The organism is Devosia sp. (assembly GCF_965229025.1).
Classification (GTDB): Bacteria; Pseudomonadota; Alphaproteobacteria; order Rhizobiales; family Devosiaceae; genus Devosia_A.
The window spans coordinates 793703-815119 of sequence record NZ_OZ245853.1 but is presented as its reverse complement, the minus strand read 5'-3'; the positions used below and the strand labels follow the sequence as shown (position 1 = coordinate 815119).

Annotated in this window: 23 protein-coding genes; 21 read left to right on the top strand and 2 right to left on the bottom strand. The window is 63.3% G+C overall.

The features are described from left to right. The first annotated feature begins 20 nt into the window (after positions 1-20). From ACO06J_RS03955 to ACO06J_RS03910, 10 genes are all read left to right on the top strand, one after another. On the top strand, positions 21-3188 hold the full coding sequence (locus ACO06J_RS03955; protein WP_421759399.1) for an efflux RND transporter permease subunit: 3168 nt from the start codon (positions 21-23) through the stop codon (positions 3186-3188). Positions 3189-3224: 36 nt separating this feature from the next. Further along, positions 3225-3869 (top strand): ankyrin repeat domain-containing protein, encoded by a 645-nt coding sequence (locus ACO06J_RS03950; protein WP_421759398.1) that lies wholly within the window; start codon positions 3225-3227, stop codon positions 3867-3869. 396 nt (positions 3870-4265) lie between these two features. Then, on the top strand, positions 4266-5576 hold the full coding sequence (gene urtA, locus ACO06J_RS03945) for an urea ABC transporter substrate-binding protein (RefSeq protein WP_421759397.1): 1311 nt from the start codon (positions 4266-4268) through the stop codon (positions 5574-5576). Between the two features lie 87 nt (positions 5577-5663). Then, positions 5664-7295, top strand: a complete 1632-nt coding sequence (urtB, locus tag ACO06J_RS03940; RefSeq protein WP_421759396.1) for an urea ABC transporter permease subunit UrtB — start codon at positions 5664-5666, stop codon at positions 7293-7295. A 175-nt stretch (positions 7296-7470) separates the two neighbouring features. Then, positions 7471-8649, top strand: coding sequence for an urea ABC transporter permease subunit UrtC (gene urtC / locus ACO06J_RS03935; RefSeq protein WP_421759395.1), 1179 nt, complete (start codon positions 7471-7473; stop codon positions 8647-8649). Next, a complete protein-coding gene (gene urtD, locus ACO06J_RS03930) occupies positions 8646-9398 on the top strand; it encodes an urea ABC transporter ATP-binding protein UrtD (RefSeq protein WP_421759394.1) in 753 nt (250 codons plus the stop codon). The genes urtC and urtD overlap by 4 nt, the downstream gene beginning before the upstream one ends. Before the next feature lie 178 nt (positions 9399-9576). Then, on the top strand, positions 9577-10281 hold the full coding sequence (urtE, locus tag ACO06J_RS03925; protein WP_421759393.1) for an urea ABC transporter ATP-binding subunit UrtE: 705 nt from the start codon (positions 9577-9579) through the stop codon (positions 10279-10281). 2 nt (positions 10282-10283) lie between these two features. After that, positions 10284-11108 carry an urease accessory protein UreD gene (locus ACO06J_RS03920; protein WP_421759392.1) on the top strand — a complete coding sequence of 275 codons (825 nt, stop codon included), beginning with the start codon at positions 10284-10286 and terminating at the stop codon, positions 11106-11108. Positions 11109-11116: 8 nt separating this feature from the next. Further along, positions 11117-11419, top strand: a complete 303-nt coding sequence (locus tag ACO06J_RS03915) for an urease subunit gamma (RefSeq protein ID WP_421759391.1) — start codon at positions 11117-11119, stop codon at positions 11417-11419. 4 nt (positions 11420-11423) lie between these two features. Continuing rightward, positions 11424-11729 (top strand): urease subunit beta, encoded by a 306-nt coding sequence (locus ACO06J_RS03910; RefSeq protein WP_421762445.1) that lies wholly within the window; start codon positions 11424-11426, stop codon positions 11727-11729. Between the two features lie 18 nt (positions 11730-11747). On the opposite strand, the gene ACO06J_RS03905 is transcribed toward ACO06J_RS03910, so the two are convergent. Then, positions 11748-12140, bottom strand: coding sequence for a hypothetical protein (locus ACO06J_RS03905; RefSeq protein WP_421759389.1), 393 nt, complete (start codon positions 12138-12140; stop codon positions 11748-11750). 133 nt (positions 12141-12273) lie between these two features. Here ACO06J_RS03905 and ACO06J_RS03900 point away from each other — a divergent pair, with 133 nt between their 5' ends. After that, on the top strand, positions 12274-12669 hold the full coding sequence (locus ACO06J_RS03900) for a hypothetical protein (RefSeq protein ID WP_421759388.1): 396 nt from the start codon (positions 12274-12276) through the stop codon (positions 12667-12669). Between the two features lie 24 nt (positions 12670-12693). Here the strand turns inward: ACO06J_RS03900 and ACO06J_RS03895 are convergent, their stop codons facing one another. Further along, positions 12694-13545, bottom strand: a complete 852-nt coding sequence (locus tag ACO06J_RS03895; protein WP_421759387.1) for a cytochrome C — start codon at positions 13543-13545, stop codon at positions 12694-12696. Between the two features lie 203 nt (positions 13546-13748). Between ACO06J_RS03895 and ureC the strand changes: the two genes are divergently transcribed. From ureC to ACO06J_RS03845, 10 genes are all read left to right on the top strand, one after another. Then, positions 13749-15458, top strand: coding sequence for an urease subunit alpha (gene ureC / locus ACO06J_RS03890; protein WP_421759386.1), 1710 nt, complete (start codon positions 13749-13751; stop codon positions 15456-15458). A 126-nt stretch (positions 15459-15584) separates the two neighbouring features. Then, on the top strand, positions 15585-15899 hold the full coding sequence (locus tag ACO06J_RS03885) for a helix-turn-helix domain-containing protein (RefSeq protein WP_421762444.1): 315 nt from the start codon (positions 15585-15587) through the stop codon (positions 15897-15899). Next, the gene (locus ACO06J_RS03880) at positions 15896-16411 is read left to right on the top strand and encodes an RES family NAD+ phosphorylase (RefSeq protein ID WP_421759385.1); all 516 of its coding nucleotides are present in this window, start codon (positions 15896-15898) and stop codon (positions 16409-16411) included. Before ACO06J_RS03885 ends, ACO06J_RS03880 begins: the two co-directional genes overlap by 4 nt. Before the next feature lie 73 nt (positions 16412-16484). Further along, complete coding sequence (locus ACO06J_RS03875; protein ID WP_421759384.1) at positions 16485-16832, top strand: MliC family protein; 348 nt, start codon at positions 16485-16487, stop codon at positions 16830-16832. A gap of 5 nt (positions 16833-16837) precedes the next feature. Next, the gene (locus ACO06J_RS03870; protein ID WP_421759383.1) at positions 16838-17437 is read left to right on the top strand and encodes a hypothetical protein; all 600 of its coding nucleotides are present in this window, start codon (positions 16838-16840) and stop codon (positions 17435-17437) included. Positions 17438-17572: 135 nt separating this feature from the next. Beyond that, the gene (locus ACO06J_RS03865; RefSeq protein ID WP_421759382.1) at positions 17573-18061 is read left to right on the top strand and encodes an urease accessory protein UreE; all 489 of its coding nucleotides are present in this window, start codon (positions 17573-17575) and stop codon (positions 18059-18061) included. Continuing rightward, positions 18058-18717, top strand: coding sequence for an urease accessory protein UreF (locus ACO06J_RS03860; protein ID WP_421759381.1), 660 nt, complete (start codon positions 18058-18060; stop codon positions 18715-18717). The genes ACO06J_RS03865 and ACO06J_RS03860 overlap by 4 nt, the downstream gene beginning before the upstream one ends. Continuing rightward, on the top strand, positions 18714-19142 hold the full coding sequence (locus ACO06J_RS03855; RefSeq protein WP_421759380.1) for a DUF3995 domain-containing protein: 429 nt from the start codon (positions 18714-18716) through the stop codon (positions 19140-19142). The genes ACO06J_RS03860 and ACO06J_RS03855 overlap by 4 nt, the downstream gene beginning before the upstream one ends. Next, on the top strand, positions 19139-19771 hold the full coding sequence (gene ureG, locus ACO06J_RS03850; RefSeq protein ID WP_421759379.1) for an urease accessory protein UreG: 633 nt from the start codon (positions 19139-19141) through the stop codon (positions 19769-19771). Before ACO06J_RS03855 ends, ureG begins: the two co-directional genes overlap by 4 nt. 94 nt (positions 19772-19865) lie before the next feature. Next, the gene (locus ACO06J_RS03845; RefSeq protein WP_421759378.1) at positions 19866-21416 is read left to right on the top strand and encodes a methyl-accepting chemotaxis protein; all 1551 of its coding nucleotides are present in this window, start codon (positions 19866-19868) and stop codon (positions 21414-21416) included. Position 21417: the final 1 nt, after the last annotated feature.

The window sequence follows — 21417 nt, the reverse complement described above, 5'->3', positions numbered from 1 at the left end:
ACCCGTCCGGAGATCAGCGCATGTCGATAGCGGGCCAGAACCAGCGCGGTGGCGCATTTGCAGCGCTCTTCGTTAGGCGGCCGGTGCTCGCCATCGTCATCAGCTCGCTGATTATCGTCGCGGGCCTTGCGGCCTTCTTCGGGGTGGAGGTGCGCGAGCTGCCCAATGTCGAGCGGCCGACACTCTCGATCACCACCAATTATGATGGCGCTTCGGGTGAGACCGTCGATCGCGAGATCACCGCGGAAGTCGAGGGTGCTGTGGCGCGCGTGCAGGGCGTCGCATCGATTTCCTCAACCTCGTCCTATGGCCGCAGCCGCGTCACGCTGACCTTTACCGATGGTACCAATCTCGATGGCGCGACCTCCGACATTCGCGACGCGCTGAGCCGCATTACCGGCCGGCTGCCCGATGGCGCGGGCGACCCTACCATCGTCAAGGCGGACTCCAACGCCCAGGCGGTGATCCAACTCGCCGTGACTTCCGACACCATGACCAAGGACGCTCTCACCGCGCTGGTCAACGACGTCATCTCCGAGCGCCTCGCCGCGGTCAGCGGCGTTGCCGACGTGCAGATCAACGGCAGCCAGGACAAGGTATTCGAGATCGACGTCGATCAGATCAAGCTGGCGAGCCTGGGCCTGACCGTCGCCGATATCCGCAATGCGCTCTCGAGCATCGCTTTCGACAGCCCGGCCGGATCGCTGAACGGCGCCAACCAGAACATTTCCATCCGCGCCACCGCCGAGGTGAACACGCCTGAAGAGTTCGAGAACATCGTCATCAAGGGTAAGACCCGCATCGGCGATGTGGCGAGCGTGGTGTTTTCTGCCGGCGCTTCGACCTCGGGTCTGAGGTCCGACGGCAAGTCCGGCATCGGCCTCGGCATCATCCGGCAGGCGCAATCGAACACGGTGCAGATCTCGGAAGACGTGCACAAGGCCGTGGAGGACCTGAAGACCTCCCTGCCCGCCGGTGTCGATATCAAGATCTCGTCCGACGACTCGATCTTCATTTCGGGCGCAATCCATGAGGTGGAGCGTTCGCTGATCATCGCCGTGCTCGGCGTCATCGCCATCATGTTCCTGTTCCTGCTCGACTGGCGCGCCACCATCATCCCCGCCATCACCATGCCCGTGGCGCTGATTGGCACGATTGCCGGAATCTATGCATTCGGATTTTCCCTCAACATCCTGACTCTGCTCGCTTTGGTGATTGCCACCGGGCTGGTGGTCGATGACGCGATCGTGGTGCTGGAAAACATCACCCGCCGCCGGGCCATGGGGCTCGGGCCGCGCGCCGCCGCCGTGCTGGGCACGCAGGAAGTGTTTTTCGCAGTGATCGCGACCACGGCGACGCTGGCGGCGGTGTTCATCCCGATCTCGTTCCTCCCCGGTCAGACCGGGCAGTTATTCCGCGAGTTCGGTTTCACTCTCGCCATTTCAGTCGGCCTCTCGGCACTGGTGGCGCTCTCGCTGGCCCCAATGCTGGCCTCGCGGCTGCTGAAACCGCACAAGGAGCGCAAGCCCAACCTGCTGGAGCGCTTCGGCGGCCTGCTCTCGGCACTCTACCGTAAGACCCTCCACATCAGCCTCGCCAACCCGATGGTGGTCGTGGTGATCGCCGTACTGTTCGCTGGCGCTGCAGCACTGGCCTTCGGCACCCTCCGGCAGGAACTGACCCCGACCGAGGATCGCTCCTCGATCGCCATCAGCGTCAGCGCCCCCAATACGGTGAGCCTCGATTTCACCCAGACCCAGATGCAGAAGATCGAGGACCTGGTGGCGCCCTACAAGGCAAGCGGCGAGGCGACCAGCATCTTTTCGATCTCGGGGTTCGGCGCCAGCACCAATTCCGGCTTCATCATCATCACGCTCGCCCCGTGGGAGCAGCGGACGCGCACGCAGCAGCAGATTGCCAACGAGATCAACGGTAAGCTGACCCAGGTGCCCGGCGTGCGCGCCACCATCCGGCAGGGCAATAGCCTCGGCATCCGCGGTGGTGGCTCGGGCCTGCAGTTCGCGCTGGTGGGCGACAACTACCAGACGCTCTCCGATGCCGCCCAGAAGGTGAAGTCAGAGCTCGAAAAGGACGACAAGTGGGGCCGAGTCAGCGTCAACTATGAGACGACGCAGCCGCAGATGACGCTGACCATCAACCGCGAAAAGGCGGCGCAACTGGGGATCGACATCAACGGCCTCGGCACCACCATGCAGGCGATGATCGATGGCTCCGATGTCGGCTCGGTGTTCATCAACGATGCCAGCTACTCTGTCCGCATGCTCTCGACCTCGAGCCCGGTCAACGATCCGGGCGATCTCGAGTCGATCTTCATCAAGACCGCCGATGGCCGCTATGTGCCGATGTCGACGGTAGCGTCGATTTCCGAGGCACCGATTGCGCCCTCGCTTGGCCGCGAGCAGCAGCGGCGTGCGGTGACCATCACCGCTGCGCTGACCGATGGGTTTGCGCTCGGCGACGCCTATACCGAGGCGGTCAAGATCGCCCAGCCGCTGCTGCCCCCCGGCGGCGGTATCATCCCCATCGCCGAGGCCAAGACTATCGGCGACAGCAATACCGGGCTGCTGACGACGTTCGGCTTTGCCATCGTGGTGATCCTTTTGGTGCTGGCGGCGCAGTTCGAAAGCGTCTGGAGCGCCATCATCGTCGTGGTGACGGTGCCGTTCGGGCTCGCCTGCGCGGTGTTCGCCATGTTGCTCACGGGGGTGACCCTCAACGTCTATAGCCAGATCGGGCTTATATTGGTGGTCGGCATCATGGCCAAAAACGGTATCCTGATCGTCGAGTTTGCCAACCAGTTGCGCGACCGCGGGTTGAGTGTGCGTGAAGCAGTAGAGAATTCGGCGAACATCCGGCTGCGGCCGGTGGTGATGACCATGATCGCCACAGTGCTGGGCGGCGTGCCGCTGATCCTTGCGGGTGGTGCAGGCTCGGAGGCGCGCGCGGCGCTTGGCTGGATCATGGTGGGCGGGCTGAGCCTTGCTGCAATCTCGACGCTCTATCTGACGCCAGTCGCCTATCTGCTGCTGGCGCGGTTTTCGAAGCCGAAGTCAGAGGAAGAGGCTTATCTGCAGCGCGAACTCGATCTGGCCGCGACAATGGAGGCCGGGCCCGACCCACACGCACCGGTCTCGCACGGCGGGCCGCAGGCAGCCCCGGCGGAGTAGCTTTTTCGTCCGCCGGAGCGATGCTAGGTTGAGCGCATGACCGATCTGTTTGAGCTCGTGGCGCGCAACGATATCTCCGGCCTCGCTTCGGCGCTGACTGCTGATCCTTCGAGTATTGCGGCGCGGCATGCGTCCGGCGCGTCGCTACTGGCCTGGTCCGCCTATGTCGGCAACACCACTGCCCTCTCCATACTCCGCAAGCACTGGGCCAAGCTCGACCCTTATGAGGCGATTATCGTCGGCGATCTACCGGTGCTCACGGCGGCTGTCGCGGATGGCTGGGATGGCAACGCGCTCTCCCCGGATGGGTTCACCCCGCTGGGCCTCGCCGCGTTTTTCGGCAACGAACCTGCCTTCGACCTGCTGCTGCCGCTGACACACGATGTGAACCAGCAGGCGACCAATCCGCAGAAGGTCGCGGCGCTTCATGCCGCCACGGCGCGCCGCAGCGGTGCCATGGTGCAGAAACTGCTGAAGGCCGGGGCCAACCCCAACCTGCGGCAGGTGCAGGACGTCACCGCGCTGCATGTCGCCGCCGCCAATGGCGATAACCCGATTGCAGTGATGCTGCTGGCATCCGGCGCCGACCCATCCCTCAAGGATGCGGCCGGACTCGACGCCGCCGCGCACGCTCGCGCCAAGGGCCACGTCTGGCTCGCCTCACGGCTCGAACAGGCGTGAATCCGGCGTTTCTTGCCCCCTCAAAGCAAAAGCCCCGCGCCCTTGCGGACACGGGGCCGAGGGTGTCGGTGCAAACAACCTCTGCCGGAGCGCGAACTCCGGTGCTTTCACGCTAGCAGGATCGGCAGCCCCGGTCACGAACTAGGCGGCGCTCGTACACCGCCTGTTCGCTGTAACCGCGAGTGGGCGCGCCCATGCCCAAAACTTAAGCATTCCCTAAGAGTGCTGCTCAGAGAACCAGCACAAAATTCCGTGAGCCGCCGAACTGCATACAGCGGCTACGCACTTCCACTCTGTCTAGCTCAACAATATCAACCTCTTAGCTCAGATTTCAGGTCGTGGCACGGCGATTGCAACTTTCATCGCGGTGCAAACAACCAAACTGTCGGAGGTAATATGACAGAAGTTAAACGCATTCTCGCCGGGCTCGGTCTTGGCATTGCGATGACTGCTGGGGCGCTCGCGCCCGTCACCGCCATTGCGGCGGACGATACGATCAAGGTCGGTATTCTGCATTCGCTGTCAGGGACTATGGCGATTTCGGAAACCACCCTGAAGGACACCATGCTCTTCCTGATCGATGAGCAGAACAAGAAGGGCGGCCTGTTGGGCAAGCAGCTCGAAGGCGTGGTCGTCGACCCCGCTTCGGACTGGCCGCTGTTCGCTGAAAAGGCCCGCGAGCTGATCGCTGTGGACAAGGTTGCCGCCGTGTTTGGCTGCTGGACCTCTTCCTCGCGCAAGTCGGTTCTGCCGGTCTTCAAGGAACTGAATTCCATCCTCTTCTACCCCGTCCAGTACGAAGGCGAAGAGTCGGAAAAGAACGTGATCTACACGGGCGCCGCTCCGAACCAGCAGGCCATTCCCGCCGTCGACTATCTGATGAGCGAAGAAGGCGGCTCGGTGAAGCGTTGGGTCCTCGAAGCGACCGACTACGTCTATCCGCGCACCACCAACAAGATCCTTGAGCAGTACCTCAAGGACAAGGGCGTGCCGGCTGAAGACATCAAGATCAACTACACCCCGTTCGGGTTCTCTGATTGGCAGACTGAAGTTGCCGCCATCAAGGAATTCGGCTCGGCCGGCAAGAAGACCGCCGTGGTTTCGACCATCAACGGCGACGCCAACGTGCCGTTCTACAAGGAACTCGCCAACCAGGGCATCAAGGCCGAAGACATCCCGGTCGTGGCCTTCTCGGTCGGTGAAGAAGAACTGGCCGGCATGGACACCACCAACCTCGTTGGTCACCTTGCCGCCTGGAACTACTTCGAGAGCGTCGATACCCCGGAAAATGCCGCGTTCATCAAGTCGTGGCACGAGTACATCAAGAACGACAAGCGCACGACCAACGACCCGATGGAAGCGGCCTATCTCGGCTTCAACCTGTGGGTGAAGGCCGTGGAAGCTGCCGGCACCACCGATACCGATGCCGTGCTCAAGGCCATTGTCGGGCTTGAAGTGCCGAACCTCACGGGCGGCATGGCCAAGGTTCTCCCGAACCACCACCTGACCAAGCCGGTTCTGATCGGCGAAATCCAGGCTGACGGCCAGTTCGAAATCGTCAAGCAGACCGACCTCGTCCCGGGCGATGCCTGGTCCGACGTTCTGCCCGAAGACAAGGGCATCGAAGCTGACTGGACCGACCCAATGACCGGTTGCGGCCACTTCGATACCGCCACCAAGACCTGCGGCGCGGCTCCCGCTCCCTGATCTGATGACTTCGGTGAAGGCGGGTCTCCCGCCTTCACCTCCCTCTCCAAACGCCCCATTCCAACAAACGGCGAACGAGCGATCACGATGGCCACCCGTCTTTTCAAGCTGATTGCCTTCCTGATCGCTATCCTCGCGGCGCCCGTATTTTCCACCACCACCCCTGCTTTTGCGCAGGCTGCCGATCTCAGCGCCATGGTCGATGCGCTCGGCCAGGGTGGCTTTCCGGAACGTCAGAAAGCCATCGACGCACTGGTCGCTTCCGGAGACGAACACGTCCCGGCGATCCTCCTCGCGCTCTCGGACGGCAACCTGTTCGTGCGAAAAGCTGACGCCAAGGTGGTTCTTGCCACCAAGGCGGGTTCCGACCTTGCGCTGACCAGCCCAGTTGACGGCAGTGACCTCGGCACAGCTGCGAGCGGCGACCTTGAAAAGATCAAGGTCAACAACGGCCTACGCACCAAAATCCGCACCGCCATTGGCAAGCTGACCCTGCTCAGCCCCGACCGCGCCACCCGCCTGTCCGCCGCTCAGAGCATCTTGAAGAACGCCGATCCGGCGATGAAAGATCTGCTTGGCCAGGCGATGGCAGCGGAGACTGACCCGCAGATCAAGAACACGATGGAACTGGCCGACGCCGTCATCGTGCTGAAGACTGACGCCGCGCTCGAGGAAAAGCGCGCCGCGGTGACCACAGTTGTCGGCCACGGCGACCGTGCGGCGCAGACCGTGCTGATCAATTCCCTCGCCGGCGCGCCTGACGAGCTTAAGCCGGTGATCCAGACGGGCATCGACTCGATCGGCCGGACGCTCGCCGTCTGGGATGTCGGCCAGAACCTCCTCTACGGCATCTCCCTCGCCTCGGTGCTGTTGCTCGCCGCCATTGGCCTCGCCATCACCTTCGGCGTGATGGGCGTCATCAACATGGCGCATGGCGAAATGGTGATGCTGGGCGCCTACACCACTTATGTGGTGCAGAACATCATCACCATCGTCGCGCCCGGGCTGATGGAATATTCCCTCGCCTTCGCCGTTCCCGCCGCGTTCCTGTTCACCGCTCTGGTCGGCGTCTGCATCGAGCGCGGCATCATCCGCTGGCTCTACGGTCGCCCTCTCGAAACACTGCTCGCAACCTGGGGCCTGTCGCTGATCCTGCAGCAGGTGGTGCGCACCATTTTCGGGCCGACCAACAAGCTGGTGCAGCCACCGCAATGGATGAGCGGCACCTTCGATATCGGCAATCTGAGCTTCACCTGGAACCGGCTCTGGATCATCGTTTTCGCCATCGCCGTGTTCTTCGCGCTGCAGATCATCCTCAACCGCACCCCACTCGGGCTGCAGATGCGCGCCGTCACCCAGAACCGCCGCATGGCCTCGGCCATGGGCATCCGCACCCCGTTCGTCGACGCCATGACCTTCGGCCTCGGCTCGGGCATTGCCGGCATGGCGGGTGTGGCGCTGAGCCAGATCGACAACGTCTCCCCGAACCTCGGCCAGGGCTACATCATCGACAGCTTTATGGTCGTAGTGTTCGGCGGCGTGGGGAACCTCTGGGGCACGCTGATCGGCGCGCTGACGCTGGGCGTCGCCAACAAGTTCCTCGAGCCCTATGCCGGCGCCGTGCTCGCCAAGATCGCCATCCTGGTGCTGATCATCCTCTTCATCCAGCGCCGCCCCCGCGGCCTCTTCGCCCTCAAGGGCCGGGCGATCGAGCAATGATGTTGTTTGTCGTGGCAAACGCCCCCTCACCCGTCTCGGCCTACGGCCGATCCACCCTCTCCCCGACGGGGAGAGAAATAGTGCCCAGATCAACCCACAGCGGTTCTTCTCCCCGTCGGGGAGAAGGTGCCCGCAGGGCGGATGAGGGGTCTTTTTCTGTGCGTGGTGATTTCCAATGCTGACCCAAATGTTGTTCCGGGCGCTCGACAGGAAGGCCATCTGGCTGGTGGCCGCGCTGGTGCTGATCGCCATCGCCGTGCCAGTCGCCAACCTTGTCATCCCCGAGGGTAACCCGCTGCACCTGCCGAACTATGCGGTGCCGCTGTTCGGCAAGTATCTCAACTATGCCATGCTGGCGCTCGCGCTCGACCTGGTCTGGGGCTATTGCGGCATTCTCTCGCTTGGCCATGCGGCGTTCTTCGCGCTCGGCGCCTACGCCATGGGCATGTACCTGATGCGCCAGATCGGCGCCCGCGGCGTTTACGCCAACCCGGTGCTGCCCGATTTCATGGTGTTCCTCAATTACCATGACCTCCCCTGGTTCTGGAACGGCTTCGATCAGTGGTGGTTTGCCTTCCTGATGGTGCTGTTCATCCCGGGGCTGCTTGCCTTCGTCTTCGGCTTTCTCGCCTTCCGTAGCCGCGTCACCGGCGTTTATTTGTCGATCATCACGCAGGCGATGACCTATGCCCTGCTGCTCGCCTTCTTCCGCAACGACCTCGGCCTGGGCGGCAATAACGGGCTCACCGACTTCAAGGATATCCTCGGCTTCAACGTCCAGGCAGCGTCGACCCGGGCCGCGCTGTTCGCGGCCTCCGCGCTGGCTTTGGCGCTGGCGGTGATCATCTGCTCGGCCATCGTCAACTCGAAGCTCGGCAAGGTGATGGTGGCGGTACGCGATGCCGAAAGCCGCACCCGCTTCCTCGGCTGGCGGCCCGAGAATGTGAAACTCTTCGCCTTCGTCGTCTCGGCGGTGCTCGCCGGCATCGCCGGCGCGCTCTATACCCCACAGGTCGGCATCATCAACCCGGGCGAGTTCGACACCAGCAACTCGATCGAAGCGGTGATCTGGGTCGCGGTCGGCGGCCGCGGCACAATCATCGGCCCGATCATCGGCGCCGTCATCGTCAATGCGGGCAAATCGATCTTCACCGGCGCTTTCCCCGACTGGTGGCTGTTCGTCCTCGGCGGCCTGTTCGTCGTGGTGACCCTGTTCCTGCCCAAGGGCATCATCGGGCTGATCGGCCAGATCCGGTCGGGCAGCGTCAAGCGCAACTCGACCGCGCTTGACCAGCAGAGCGCGGACGCCGAAGCCGGCATCGAAACCAAGACCACGCCGGAGCCGGCCGAATGACCATCAGCAAAGACCAGACGATGCTCTATCTCAACGGCGTCTCGGTGTCGTTTGATGGCTTTCGGGCTCTAAACGCGCTGTCGATCATCGTCCACCCCAACGAGATGCTGGCGATCATCGGCCCCAATGGCGCGGGCAAGACGACCATGATGGACATCATCACCGGCAAGACCCGGCCCGATGATGGCGAGGTGCTCTTCGATGGCCGCACCGACCTCACCAAGCTCGACGAAGCCGATATTGCCAATCTCGGAATCGGCCGCAAGTTCCAGAAGCCGACGGTGTTCGAGAGCCACACCATCTGGGACAACATCGTTCTGGCGCTCAAAAAGCCGCGCGGCGTGTTCTCCGCGTTCAGCTACATGGCCTCCGGCGCCGACACCGCCCGCATCACCGAAATCCTCGACACCGTGCGCCTCACCAAGCGCAAAGACGACCTCGCCGCCAATCTGAGCCACGGCCAGAAACAGTGGCTGGAAATCGGCATGCTGCTGGCCCAGGACCCCAAGCTGCTTCTGGTCGACGAGCCTGTCGCCGGCATGACCGACAGCGAAACCTTCGAGACCGCGAAACTCCTCAAGGAAATCGCCCTCACCCGTTCAGTGGTATTGGTCGAGCACGACATGAGCTTCGTCCGCGAACTCGGCACCCGCGTCACCTGCCTCGCCGAAGGCACGGTGCTCGCCGAAGGCACACTGGATCAGGTCAGCGCCAATCCGGTGGTGATCGAACGGTATTTGGGAAGATGAGCGGCATGACTTCCGAGCAAGTGGCGCCCCCCTCCCCATCCCTCCCCGCAAGGGGGAGGGTGCCGATCCAGTTTGTGTCCCGCCGTTTGCCACTCACACCAGTCGGCACCTCCCCCTTGACGGGGGAGGCTGGGAGGGGGTGCGCCACGCACTCCGACGCAACGATGGAGCACCTCACATGACCACCGCTCTCTCCATTCGCTCCATAGATCTACACTACGGCGCTGCGCAAGCGTTGCGGGGTATCACCATCGAGTGCCAGCCCAACAAGATCACGGCGGTGCTGGGCCGCAACGGGGTGGGGAAATCCTCGACGCTCCGCGCCGTGACCGGCATCAACAACGTCTCCTCGGGTGAGATCGTCTTCAACAACGAGATTTTGAAGAAGGCCCCACCCTATAAGCGCGCCCGCATGGGCATAGGCTACGTGCCGCAGGGCCGCGAGATCTTTCCGCTGCTGACGGTGAAGGAAAATCTCGAGACCGGCTACGCGGGGCTCAAGCTCGGTGACCGCAACATTCCGGCCTATATCTTTGAGCTGTTCCCGGTGCTCAAATCCATGCTCGGCCGCCGCGGCGGCGACCTTTCCGGCGGCCAGCAGCAACAGCTCGCCATCGGCCGGGCGCTGGTGACGCGGCCCAAGGTGCTGGTGCTCGATGAGCCCACCGAAGGCATCCAGCCCTCGATCATCAAGGATATCGGCCGGGCCCTGCAATTCCTCCGCGACCAGAAGGGCATGACCATCCTGCTGGTCGAGCAGTATCTGGACTTCTGCCGTGAAATCGCCGACGACATCTACGTGATGGATCGCGGTGAAATCATGCATAAGGGCCCAGCCTCGGACCTCGACCTGCCAGACGTGCGCCGCCATTTGATGGTGTGAGCGTGCCTGCTGCTACAGCATTGTTTGCCCTGCCCCGCCACCAGCGCGCACGCGGCATTGGCCGTCTCGCGACGCAGACCCATGGCGGCCGGACGCGGATAGACACGCTGTTCCAGGAAGGCTGCGCCAAGATCCGGTTGCCGCACACCCACGACGCGAGCCTACAGGCGGTTCTGATCAACACCGCCGGCGGGCTGACCGGCGGCGACGATGTCGCCTGGGCCGTCGACGCTTCGGAAGGCGCCAGGGTTGTGCTCACTACCCAGGCCTGCGAGCGCGTCTACCGCTCGCTCGGCGATGACGCGAAGGTGCGGACGAAGCTCACCGTTGCCGCGGGCGCGCATCTCGATTGGCTGCCACAGGAAACCATCCTCTTTGAAGGCGCCCGGCTCGATCGCGGACTGGAGGTCGACCTCGCAGAGGGCGCGAGCCTGTTTGCCATCGAAGCGATCCTCCTCGGCCGCGAGGCCATGGGCGAGAGCGCACGCGGCGCGCGCCTCACCGACAACTGGCGCATCCGCCACAACGGCCGCCTGATCCACGCAGAAGCGACGCGGCTTTCGGCCGATCCGCTCGAACGCGACAATCTCTCTCTGCTCGATGGCAGCACCGCCTTCGCCACCCTGCTCTATGTCGGCGCCGATGCCGAACGCCGCTTGGATCGGGTGCGAGCGATGCTCTCGGGGCGCGCCGGGGCCAGCGTCATCGGCGAACGCCTAGTGGTGCGCGCCATCGCACAATCCGGGCTTGCGCTGCGCAAGCTGATCACGCCAATAATTGCAGAACTCTCCGGTGCCGGGACTCTCCCGCGCCTCTGGCATCTATAGGATCCCTGATGAACCTGACGCCCCGCGAAAAAGACAAGCTGCTGATCTCGATGGCCGCCATCGTGGCGCGCAAGCGCCTCGAACGCGGCGTCAAGCTCAACCACCCCGAAGCCATCGCGCTGATCACCGACTATGTCGTCGAAGGCGCCCGCGACGGCCGTTCGGTCGCCGACCTGATGGAAGCCGGCGCCCATGTGGTGACCCGCGCCCAGGTGATGGAAGGGATCGCCGAGATGATCCACGATATCCAGGTCGAAGCCACCTTCCCCGACGGCACCAAGCTGGTGACCGTCCACGAACCGATCAGGTGAAATGATGATCCCCGGCGAAATCTTCACGGTTCCAGGCGAGATCGAGCTCAACAAGGGCGCGGTGCAGACGGTCATCGAGGTGGCCAATACCGGCGACCGGCCGATCCAGGTCGGCTCGCACTACCACTTCTTCGAGACCAACAATGGCCTGGTCTTCGACCGCGCCAAGGCGCGCGGCATGCGGCTCGATATCGCCGCCGGGACGGCGGTGCGCTTCGAACCTGGCCAGACCCGCGAAGTGAACCTCGTACCGCTCTCAGGCAAGCGCGAAGTCTACGGCTTCCAGCAAAAGATCATGGGCAAGCTCTGAGACCGGGCGAGCAACTGCCTACAGATCATCGGCATAGAGAATCGCCGCGCCATCGCTGGCAACGCTCAGGTAGATGATCTGGTCGAGCGTCACGCCCGAGTATTTGAGCACGTGCATCGCGGTCCAGTTGAGCTTGATGTTGCGCTGTAGATAATGGATGGCACGCGCCTTGGTTCGGCTTTCGATAATCTGCTCAAGCCGGGCAGCGCTCTGGCGGGCGCCAGCAAGAGTTGAAAGCCGGATGATCCGGACCGAGGGAGAATTGCTCACCTCGTCCGCCTGATCGTAAAATTCGACACTCGCAATCCCGGCGATCACCGCGTTCAGATCCATCGGCTGCCGCGCCGAGGCTGCGGCGGGCGCGAGGACCAGCGCCAGGGTGAGCATAGTGGCGACGAAGGCGGATTTCATTCGAGTCTCCTGTGGTCCGGACAACGCAATAGTTGGCTCGGGGCAAAAACCCGGCGAATTGCCCGCCGTGAGCTTTGGCATTTGCTCAGATTTCGGATAGGGATGCGCAAAACGCAAGGTCGGACGAGGAATAATGCCCACTAAGGAAGAAGAGTTCAAAGAGCGCTTCATCGCCATGATGCAGAACCTGCGCACGATCGGCATCAAGGACATGGAAGCAGTTTGGCTGACAGGCAGCCTGGCGGTTCGCCTGATCGACCGCTCGCGCTCGGTCAGTTGGAAGCAGTTCAAGACCGCACAGACCAAGCGCGGCTTCGACAAGCTGCTTGCCGACTTTGAGGTTCAAGGCAACGGATTCAACACTCAGGGCAAGAAAAAGCAGGCTTACGCCATCCAGCTGCTCGCCATGTCGCTGATCGTCCAGAAGCAGAAGGACCCCGATCTGAAGATCGGCGAGGGCCTGCTCGACGACATGATCGACTACATGATCGACTATTATCGCAAGAACAAGCAGGCGCCCGTCAACTGAGACGGAACGCCTGCCTTTTAGGCGTTATTGCTTCGGCATGTCCTTGGCGGGCAGCCCCCGCAGGTACAGCACGATCGCATCGAGATCGTTGTTGCTGAGGTTGGCGTAGTAGGCCACCCCCATCGGCGGGAAGAGATGGCTGCCATCAGGGCGGACGCCCTTGGTGATGATGGCCTTCAGCTGATCATCGGAATAGCCGCCGAGCCCGGTCGGCGTCAGGTTTGCCGCCACCGATGTGCCCCATGGGCCTGGGAAGGCATTGCCGCCTGCGCCAAGCAGCGTCTCGAACTGCGGGCGTCCCTGTGCATCGAACGGCGTGTGGCAGACGATGCAGTGCCCGAGCGGGCCAGCGAGATAGGCGCCATACTCAGCCGTCACACCTTCTGGAACAGCCGCGACGCTCTCGATCGCCGGCCCGTAAGCGGGCGGCAGCGGGATGTGATAGACGGATTTCTCGGTCCTGTTCTCGACCGCCGGAATGGTGCGCAGGTACATCACGACCGAGGCCAGATCATCGTCCGAAATGCCCTTGTAGACTTCAAACGGCATCGGCGGGCCGATGAGCGACCCATCGGGACGGATGCCCTCGCGGATGGCCTTGGCTAGTTGCGCGTCGGTCCAGCCGGCGATCTCGCCGCCAGGGGTGATATTGGCCGAAATCGCCTTCATCGCCGCGCTGTCATCGACGACCATGCCGCCGGCCAGCACCTTGTCCATCTCCGGCCCGTTCGGCCCCACGGGTGTGTGGCAATTGCCGCACCCCATGATCGAATTGACGAGGTAATCGCCCCGATCTACGGACGGCGCGGCCACGGCAGCATTGCCCGGCAGCGACAGCGCCGCAATAGTCAAAAGCACTGCAAGCTTCGTTGACATCGTGATATTCCCCAAGACTATGAAACAACGCGATATTTCGCGGACCCGGATGACAGAATAGCGACAAACTGACGCGTGACAAAACACATTTTAGGTCACTGGTCCGCGGCTGCACATCATTGCCGATTTTTCCGGCAAAGCGCTGGACAGCCTCATAGTTAGGCGATTGAAATAGACCGTACGCGCCGCCCGAAAGGACCACTATGCCCGCTCGCATTTCCCGCTCCACCTACGCCCAGATGTACGGCCCGACGACCGGCGACAAGGTGCGCCTCGCCGACACCGACCTGATCATCGAGGTTGAGAAGGATCTCACCACCTATGGTGAAGAGGTGAAGTTCGGTGGCGGCAAGGTGATCCGCGACGGCATGGGCCAAAGTCAGGCGACTCGTGCCGAAGGCGCCGTCGACACGGTGATCACCAATGCGCTGATCGTCGACCACACCGGCATCTTCAAGGCCGATGTCGGCCTGAAGAACGGCCGTATCGCCGCCATCGGCAAGGCCGGCAACCCCGACACCCAGGCCGGCGTCACAATCATCATCGGGCCATCGACCGAAATCATCGCCGGCGAGGGCAAAATCCTCACCGCCGGCGGCATGGATAGCCACATCCACTTCATCGCGCCCCAGCAGATCGAAGAAGCGCTGATGAGCGGCATCACCACCATGCTGGGTGGCGGAACCGGCCCGGCGCACGGCACGCTCGCCACTACCTGCACCGGCGCCTGGCACGCCGAACGGATGATCGAGGCGTTCGATGCCTTCCCGATGAACCTGGCGCTCGCTGGCAAGGGCAACGCCAGCCGCCCGGCCCCGCTCGAGGAAATGATCCTATCGGGCGTCTGCTCGCTGAAACTGCACGAAGACTGGGGCACCACCCCGGCCGCCATCGACAATTGCCTGTCGGTGGCCGATGCCTTCGACGTGCAGGTGATGATCCACACCGACACGCTCAACGAGAGCGGCTTTGTCGAAGACACCGTGGCCGCCTTCAAGGGCCGCACCATCCACGCCTTCCACACCGAAGGCGCCGGTGGCGGGCACGCGCCTGACATCATCAAGGTGGCGAGTCTTCCCAATGTGCTCCCCTCATCCACCAACCCAACCCGGCCCTACACGGTGAACACGCTGGCCGAGCATCTCGACATGCTGATGGTCTGCCATCACCTGTCGCCATCGATTGCCGAAGACGTCGCCTTCGCCGAGAGCCGCATCCGCAAGGAGACCATCGCAGCCGAGGATATCCTCCATGATATCGGGTGCTTCTCGATGTTTTCCTCTGACAGCCAGGCCATGGGCCGCGTCGGCGAAGTGATCATCCGTACCTGGCAAACCGCCGACAAGATGCGCAAGCAACGCGGCCGCCTGCCGGAAGAAACCGGCGACAACGACAATTTCCGCGTGCGCCGCTACATCGCCAAATACACCATCAACCCCGCCATCGCGCAGGGGATGAGCGCCCATATCGGCTCGATAGAAGTCGGCAAGCGCGCCGATCTGGTGCTGTGGAGCCCGGCGTTTTTCGGCGTAAAGCCCGAAATGGTGCTGCTCGGCGGCTCGATCGCTGCTGCCCCGATGGGCGACCCCAACGCCTCGATCCCCACCCCGCAGCCCATGCACTACCGCCCCATGTTCGCCGCCTATGGCAAGCTCCGCACCACCTCGACCGTCACCTTCGTCAGCCAGGCCTCGATCGACGCTGGTCTGCCCGGCCGCCTCGGCGTCGCCAAGGGCATGGTCCCGGTCAGCAACACCCGCGGCGGTATCGGCAAGGCGCAGATGATCCTCAACAACGCCATGCCGCATCTCGAAGTCGATCCCGAGACCTACGAAGTGCGCGCCAACGGCGAGTTGCTGACCTGCGAACCGGCGACGGTGCTGCCGATGGCGCAGCGGTATTTCCTGTTCTGATCTGGATGCCTCTTGCAATTTGGGAGGCTGTCGCTTATTTTGACATCATGATACGTCATTTGGAGCGTCAAAATGCGCGAACTTGGTTTCAGGGAAGCGCCGCAGGCAATCTGGGCGGAGGACGGCATGGCCGACGAAATGGCGGAACGGCTGGGCATCAACAAGCGTGACCTCGCCGAAATGGCGGGGCTCGCGGCCGCCACCTTGCAGCGCAAGGACCGGGCCAGCGCTCCGGCTACCCTCGCGCGCTTGGGCGAAATGAGCGATATCATCGCTCGGGTGAGTGCATGGGCCGGCGGCGAGCGTCAGGCGGGCGCCTGGTATCGGGCGCAGCCACTGGCGGCCTTCGGCGATCGCACCGCGGAAAGCCTGGTGAAATCGGGCCAGGCGGGCGCACTGCGCGATTATCTTGATCATCTGGCGCTGGGCGGATTTGCGTGAAGTACAGCGGCGCTGCCTATCGCGCCCTCCATCCCCGCTGGTCTTTCGCCCCGCTTTCAGGTGAAGGCGCAGCAATCCATGGCGGCCGCTTCAACCCCAGGGGCGTGCCCGCCCTCTACCTTGGCACATCTGTGGAAGTTGCGTTTCTGGAGGCGACACAGGGCTTTGCCTTCAAGTTCAGCCCTCTGACCATGTGCAGCTTCGAAATCGACTGCGACGACATCGTTGATCTGCGCGATGACCCGCAACGAGAGGCGGTAGGAGTACGCGCCCAAGACATGTCCTGCGCCTGGTTCTCCGCCATCGCCGACGGTAAGCGTCCGGCATCGTGGGCCATCTACGAGCAGCTGAAAGGCAATGCCGCCGGTATCCTTGTGCCCTCCTACGCTCCCGGCGTTTCGCCCGCCATGAGCAACCTCGTGCTGTGGGATTGGGCGGCGGCAGGCCGACATGCCGTCACCCTGCACGACCCCGACCGTCGCTTGCCCCGCGACGGGCGCTCCTGGGAATAGCCTGGCGTGTGACCGGATCAGGCTCGAATCAGCTAGCGTCCACCAGGGCCTGATGCCTCGGGGATGACTTACGATGGAACTGCTGCCGCTCGCGACCGCTGCCCTCATGGGTAATGTCGATGTCTCCGCCCAGATCGTGCTCTCGCTCACCGGCAATTTCGAGCGTAACACGGTGCAGTATCAGTGCGAGGGCATCGATCCGTTCTCCGTCGATTTCATCAACGCCGCGCCCAACTTCATCGCCCTAGTCCCCATTGGCCAGCAAAAGCTGGTGTTCGTCAGCGTCATGTCCGCATCAGGCGTCAAGTACGTCTCTGGCCAGTTCGAGTTCTGGACCAAGGGCAGCGAGGCGACGCTCACCGACCTGCATGTCGACAACGGCGGCGCTCTGTCCTGCACCGAGGTCACCGAAACCCCGTAATCCCCATGCAGACCGTCACCCCGGCCACCGCGCTCGAACTGTTCGGCCATGTCCGCATCGTCATGGGCATGGTGATCGGCCTTGGCGTCACGCGCATTCTGCTCGGTGCTGCCGGGCTGGTACAGCATGCCAAGCGCGCCAAGCTATCGCTGGTGCACATGCTTTGGGCGGTCTCGATACTCATCGAGCTGGTGCTGTTCTGGTGGTGGGAATTCGAGCTGCGCGACCTGCAAAGCTGGTCCTTCGGCACCTTCGCGTTCCTCATCGGTTACGCCATCACGCTGTTCCTGCTGGCAGCGATGCTGTTTCCCGACAAGATCGACGACTACGAGGGGTACGGCGACTTCTTCTTCAAGCGCCGGAAATGGTTCTTCGGCCTCCTCGGCCTGACCTTCGTGCTCGATATGGTCGATGCGTTGATCAAGGGCGCGCCGTATTTCGATACCATCGGCATCGAGTACCTGTTCCAGGTACCGATGGGTCTCGTCATCTGCGCCATTGCCATCCGCAGCGCCAACCCGCGCTTCCACCTCGGGCTCGTCCTCGTGCACATGACTTACCAGGCGGCCTGGATCGCAGTGCTGTTCAACGCGCCGATCCAGTAGCAGATGCAACGTGGAACCGCTGAATGCGCGTGTCGCCCCGCACCTTCAGCGCCGATAAGGAGTTCGACAAGCGGCCTCTTTGGCGGCTAAACTCCGGCCCAAGGTTGGGAAGCCTCACTTCGACTGGTAGTTTTCGTGCCTCAGACATTTCGCGCCGTCGCCTACCTGCCGACCGTCGGGACGGCAATTCCGTTCGATCTGGCAACGCTTGTGCATGATGAGCGCCGTGTGCGCCGTCGCATGCTGACGCTGATCCATGGTGATACGGTTCTGGTCGACTTTGCCGAGCCGATCACCCTCGCCCACGGCAGCGCTTTGCAGCTTGAGGATGGGCGGCTGGTGGAAATCATTGCCGCCGAAGAGCACCTCTACGAGGTGCGCGGCACCGACACCGCCCACGTGATGCGGCTCTGCTGGCACCTGGGCAACCGGCACCTCAAAACCCAGATCGACCAGGAACTGGACGGCAGCTTCCGCATCCTGATCCTCCGCGACCATGTCATCCGCGACATGCTGCGCGGGCTGGGCGCCACGGTCACGGACGTCAGCGAACCGTTCCATCCGGAAGACGGCGCCTACGCCCACAGCCACGGCGAGCCGGCGCACGCGCTGCTCAACCGATGACCGAGCCGCAAGCGCTGCAAAAGCTACTGACGTGGCTGTCGCCGGCCTTTCCGGTGGGGGCCTTCGCCTGGTCGGCCGGACTTGAGACCGCGATTGCAGATCGCGTCGTAACCGACTCCACCGCCTTGGAGAACTGGTTGGCCGGAACGCTGGCCCATGGCGGCATCCGCACCGATGCCATCCTCCTCGCCCAAGCCCACCGTACGACGAGCGCCACCGAGCTCGCAGAACTTGCGGACCTCTGCCTCGCGCTTACGCCCGCCCGTGAGCGGCTGAGCGAAACCAGCACCACCGGCAACTCTTTCGTCACCGCGACCAGGGCCTGGCCGGCCGAAATCCTAGAGCGCCTCCCTGACCCCTGCCCCTACCCTATCGCGGTTGGCGCCATCGCGGCTGCGCACCAGATCGATCTCGATGATGCGCTCCTCGCCTACATCACCGCGGCCACACACGGCCAGGTTTCGGTCGCCGTGCGCCTGGTGCCGCTGGGCCAGACCGACGGCCTGCGCGTCATGGCTGCGCTGGAGCCGACCATTGCCGCCCTCGCCCGCGCTGCGGCCATAGCGACTCTTGCCGATCTTGGCTCAATCGCCTACGCAGCCGATATTGCCCAGATGCGCCACGAGACGCTGGAGCCGAGGATTTTTCGCTCATGAGCATGCTGCTCTCCGCCCTGATGTTTGTGCTGCTCCTCGCCGTGGCGCTCGCCCACCTGGTCTGGGCGACCGGCGGCGCCTGGCCGATCCGCGAAAAGTCCATGCTCGCCAGCGTCGTAATCGGCCGTCCGGGCGTCACCGAAGTGCCGCGCCTCCCCGCATTGGGCGTTTCCATGGCGGCCCTCATCGCCTCGATCATCGCTGCAGCACTGGGTGACCACGATGCCGGCGGCGTGCTGCTGAACGCCGTTGGCGTGCTGCTCGGCGCCCTGTTCCTCGCCCGCGGCGCCATCGGCTATACCAAGGGCTGGCGCACCCGCTACAGCGCCGAACCCTTTGCCACTCTCGATCGGCGCAACTACTCTCCTCTCTGCCTGTTCCTCGGCGCGGGCCACCTCCTCCTCGTCATCATGAGGCTGATATGAAATCGCTCAACGGCCCCCTCCGCGTCGGCATCGGCGGCCCTGTCGGGTCGGGCAAGACCACCCTGTGCGAAATGCTGCTCAAGGCGATGCGCGATCGCTACTCGATGGCAGTGGTCACCAACGACATTTACACGAAGGAAGACGCGCTGATCCTCAACCGGGTGCAGGCCATCTCCGAGGACCGCATCGTCGGCGTTGAAACCGGCGGCTGCCCGCACACAGCGATCCGCGAGGATGCCTCGCTGAACCTTGCCGCCATCGCGGACCTCAACAGGAAGTTCCCCGATCTCGACATCATCCTGATCGAATCCGGCGGTGACAATCTCGCCGCGACCTTCTCGCCCGATCTGGCGGACATCACACTCTATGTGATCTCGGTGGCCCAAGGCGAAAAGATCCCGCGCAAAGGCGGCCCCGCGATTACGCGCTCGGACCTGCTCATCATTACCCACACCGACATCGCGCAATACGTGAACGCCAGCCTCGATGTGATGGTCGCCGATACCGAACGCGTCCGCGAGGGACGTCCCTATGTCTTCACGGACTTGCTACGCCGCGAAAACCTCGACGAGATCATCGGCTTCATCGAGAAGATGGGCGGCCTGACGACGGCGCAGGCGGCTGAATAAAAGTACGTCGGCCGGGCCGAGCGCCCGGCTCTATTAGCTGTCAGTTAAGCCAAATGGGTCAGTAATCGTTCAAATCCAATTTATGGGGGAACGAATGGGCTTGTTCGGCGTGAGCAAGGCAGTAATTGCCAAGCAGCAGCAGGAAACTGATACCAAGATCGCTGGCCTGCAGGACACTGTTGAGCTGATGGATATTCTGGGCCGTCACGCCGGTGTCGGGCTGTGGGATGCCAAGCTGCACGATCGCGACGCCATGGCACCAGAAAGCAAGTGGACCTGGTCCTCCGAGTTCCGCCGTCTGATGGGTTTCGACAACGAAACCGATTTCCCCAATGTCGTGCAGTCCTGGTCTGACCGGCTGCATCCCGAAGATGCGCCCGCCACCTTTGCCGCGTTTGGCGCATCGCTCGATCCGAGCTCCAAGGGCTACGACGTTACCTACCGCCTCAAGATGAAGGACGGCTCCTACCGCTGGTTCCGTGCCACCGGCGGCGCCGTGCATAAGGACGGACAGGTCCGCTGCTGCGGCTCGCTTGTCGATATCCACGCCCAGAAGGTCGCGGAGATGGACCAGAAGCGCGTTGTCCATGAGCAGAACGAGGCCGTCTTGGCCCTCGCTGCGGCGATGGATCGCTTCGCCGGCGGTGATCTCGAAATCGAGCTGACGCAAAAGTTCAGCGGCGAGCTGGATGGCCTGCGGCAGTCGTTCAACCAGACGGTCACCACCTTCGCTGACGTCATCCGCAAGGTGCGCGACACTTCGGGCGCTCTTCGCCTCGCGACCGCCGAGATCCTCACCGGCGCCAACGACCTGTCCGAGCGCACCACCAAGCAGGCCGCAACCATTGAGCAGACCACCGCTGCTGTCGAACAGCTCGCCAATGCGGTGAAGGAAAACGCCGAGCAGGCCCAGGACGTCGCGGGCCGCACCCACTCTGCGGCTCAGCTCGCCAACGAAGGCGGTCGCGTCATGGCCGAGGCAAACGAGGCGATGACGCGCATCACCCAGTCCTCCGGCAAGATCTCTAACATCATCGGCCTGATCGACGACATCGCCTTCCAGACCAACCTCCTGGCACTGAACGCTTCGGTCGAGGCCGCTCGCGCCGGCGATGCCGGCAAGGGCTTTGCCGTCGTCGCTGTGGAAGTGCGCCGCCTGGCCCAGTCGGCCGCCAACGCATCGTCCGAGGTCAAGATCCTGATCGAGCAGTCTTCAACCGAGGTCGGCGGCGGCTCGCGCCTCGTTCAGGAAGCGGCGAACAAGCTCGAAGCCATCCTCACCGCCGTGCAGGAAAACTCCACCACCATGCAGTCGATCTCCAGCGCCACCCGCGCCCAGAGTTCGTCGATCGACGAACTCTCGACCGCCATGCGCCAGATGGACGAGATGACCCAGCACAACGCGGCGCTGGTCGAAGAGACCAATGCGGCCATCGAACAGACCGAGGGTCAGGCAGCGGAGCTCGACCGCGTCGTCGAGGTCTTCCAGGTCTCTGGTGGCAATCACGCCGCCCCATCCGGTCGTGGCGCGCCCGCGACGCGTACCGGATCGGTCCGGGCGCAGCAGGACAAGGTTCGGCGCGCGGCCAAGACCTACGTCACCAACGGCAACGCCGCCGTCAGCTCTGACTGGGAATCGTTCTAAG

What these genes read in the sequence shown, in the direction of transcription:
- ACO06J_RS03955 (WP_421759399.1), top strand. Translation starts at nt 21, where the DNA reads ATGTCGATAGCGGGCCAGAACCAGCGCGGTGGCGCATTTGCAGCGCTC.
- ACO06J_RS03950 (WP_421759398.1), top strand. Translation starts at nt 3,225, where the DNA reads ATGACCGATCTGTTTGAGCTCGTGGCGCGCAACGATATCTCCGGCCTC.
- urtA (WP_421759397.1), top strand. Translation starts at nt 4,266, where the DNA reads ATGACAGAAGTTAAACGCATTCTCGCCGGGCTCGGTCTTGGCATTGCG.
- urtB (WP_421759396.1), top strand. Translation starts at nt 5,664, where the DNA reads ATGGCCACCCGTCTTTTCAAGCTGATTGCCTTCCTGATCGCTATCCTC.
- urtC (WP_421759395.1), top strand. Translation starts at nt 7,471, where the DNA reads ATGCTGACCCAAATGTTGTTCCGGGCGCTCGACAGGAAGGCCATCTGG.
- urtD (WP_421759394.1), top strand. Translation starts at nt 8,646, where the DNA reads ATGACCATCAGCAAAGACCAGACGATGCTCTATCTCAACGGCGTCTCG.
- urtE (WP_421759393.1), top strand. Translation starts at nt 9,577, where the DNA reads ATGACCACCGCTCTCTCCATTCGCTCCATAGATCTACACTACGGCGCT.
- ACO06J_RS03915 (WP_421759391.1), top strand. Translation starts at nt 11,117, where the DNA reads ATGAACCTGACGCCCCGCGAAAAAGACAAGCTGCTGATCTCGATGGCC.
- ACO06J_RS03910 (WP_421762445.1), top strand. Translation starts at nt 11,424, where the DNA reads ATGATCCCCGGCGAAATCTTCACGGTTCCAGGCGAGATCGAGCTCAAC.
- ACO06J_RS03905 (WP_421759389.1), bottom strand. Translation starts at nt 12,140, where the DNA reads ATGAAATCCGCCTTCGTCGCCACTATGCTCACCCTGGCGCTGGTCCTC.
- ACO06J_RS03900 (WP_421759388.1), top strand. Translation starts at nt 12,274, where the DNA reads ATGCCCACTAAGGAAGAAGAGTTCAAAGAGCGCTTCATCGCCATGATG.
- ACO06J_RS03895 (WP_421759387.1), bottom strand. Translation starts at nt 13,545, where the DNA reads ATGTCAACGAAGCTTGCAGTGCTTTTGACTATTGCGGCGCTGTCGCTG.
- ureC (WP_421759386.1), top strand. Translation starts at nt 13,749, where the DNA reads ATGCCCGCTCGCATTTCCCGCTCCACCTACGCCCAGATGTACGGCCCG.
- ACO06J_RS03885 (WP_421762444.1), top strand. Translation starts at nt 15,585, where the DNA reads ATGGCCGACGAAATGGCGGAACGGCTGGGCATCAACAAGCGTGACCTC.
- ACO06J_RS03875 (WP_421759384.1), top strand. Translation starts at nt 16,485, where the DNA reads ATGGAACTGCTGCCGCTCGCGACCGCTGCCCTCATGGGTAATGTCGAT.
- ACO06J_RS03870 (WP_421759383.1), top strand. Translation starts at nt 16,838, where the DNA reads ATGCAGACCGTCACCCCGGCCACCGCGCTCGAACTGTTCGGCCATGTC.
- ACO06J_RS03860 (WP_421759381.1), top strand. Translation starts at nt 18,058, where the DNA reads ATGACCGAGCCGCAAGCGCTGCAAAAGCTACTGACGTGGCTGTCGCCG.
- ACO06J_RS03855 (WP_421759380.1), top strand. Translation starts at nt 18,714, where the DNA reads ATGAGCATGCTGCTCTCCGCCCTGATGTTTGTGCTGCTCCTCGCCGTG.
- ureG (WP_421759379.1), top strand. Translation starts at nt 19,139, where the DNA reads ATGAAATCGCTCAACGGCCCCCTCCGCGTCGGCATCGGCGGCCCTGTC.
- ACO06J_RS03845 (WP_421759378.1), top strand. Translation starts at nt 19,866, where the DNA reads ATGGGCTTGTTCGGCGTGAGCAAGGCAGTAATTGCCAAGCAGCAGCAG.